Origin of the sequence: Amycolatopsis sp. NPDC006131 (genome assembly GCF_040614175.1) — a bacterium.
GTDB lineage: Bacteria > Actinomycetota > Actinomycetes > Mycobacteriales > Pseudonocardiaceae > Amycolatopsis_E > Amycolatopsis_E tucumanensis.
The window spans coordinates 1-1,061 of record NZ_JBEXTX010000257.1; the positions used below are offsets into that span (position 1 = coordinate 1).

Here is a 1,061-nt window from a genome sequence, read left to right on the forward strand (position 1 = left end):
TATTCCATCGACGAGAATTGGACAGACAAACACCCCGTCCTGCACGATAGCATTCTGGCGCGCACGCTGAAAAAGATGCGTGAACAGGGAATCATTTCCCGTCAGACCAGTGAGACCTCTTTTCCGCGTGAGGTCGAGTACTCGCTGAACCCGGACGTCGCCGAGGTGCTGGAGCTGGCCGAGCCATTGATCGAATGGACGCGCAAACATCCCGAGTTGCTCGCCCAGGCGCAGGCCTACAGCCGGCAGCACAGTGCGGAAATCGACGAACAACGCCACGACGATCAGCGCCCGCGGCTGCGATGACAACGGGGCATCGGGCCGGGTGCCTATCCGGCCCACCTGCGCTCGCGGGCGCGTTCGTCTTCCAGCGATTCGTCAGCGCCGTCGTGCCGGCGACGTAGCCGTTCGGCCAAGGCGATCGCCTGCGGTGTGGGCCGGTCGTCGATCTCCGCGAGACGGGTGGTCAGCAGGGTCAGCGTGCGCGGGATGGCATCGAGTTGTCCCAGGCGTTCCTGCAGCCGCATGATGTCGCGGTAGATCAGCTCATTGTGCGGGTCGAAGGCTCGTGCGATCTCCAGCAGATCGAGTGTCTGCTGCGGGTCGTGCTCGACCAGTGTGCGGGCGAGCGCGGCCACCGCGTCGATGGCGTCGCGACGGATCGATTCGCGGGCTGTTTCGATCCACTCGGTGCTGAGGCCGTCCGCCAGTGGTCCCGTGTAGCTGTCGACGATGCGGCGGTAGGCGGCGATCCGGTCGTGCTGGTTCGCCGCGGCGCGGCGTTGCGAGACTGCGGCGGCGAAGTGGTGGTAGTCGACGTCGACGAGGTCAGGGTTGAGGCGGTAGCGTCCCTCTCCAGTGAGGACCACATCGGACAGCGCACCTTCGGTCGCGGTGGTGAGAGCGCGGCGGAGACGGGTGAGGCTGGTGTTCAGCGCGTTGGTGGTCTTCTCGGGTGGGCTGGCCGGCCACAGTGCGGCGACGAGCGCTTCGCGGCTGACGCCGTCGGGATGCACGGCCAAGAACACCAGTAGCTCGCGTATCCGGGGCTGGAAGGCTGC

Annotated in this window: 1 protein-coding gene and 1 pseudogene; one reads left to right on the forward strand and one right to left on the reverse strand. The window is 66.1% G+C overall.

Translation table 11 applies throughout. From position 1 onward, the window contains the following. Nucleotides 1-306, forward strand: a 306-nt coding sequence (locus tag ABZ215_RS43840) for a winged helix-turn-helix transcriptional regulator (RefSeq protein WP_354956882.1), incomplete at its 5' end; no start/stop codon positions are given. 23 nt (nucleotides 307-329) lie between these two features. On the opposite strand, the pseudogene ABZ215_RS43845 reads toward ABZ215_RS43840, so the two are convergent. Continuing rightward, nucleotides 330-1,061: pseudogene (locus ABZ215_RS43845) on the reverse strand (transcriptional regulator); the annotation flags it as partial.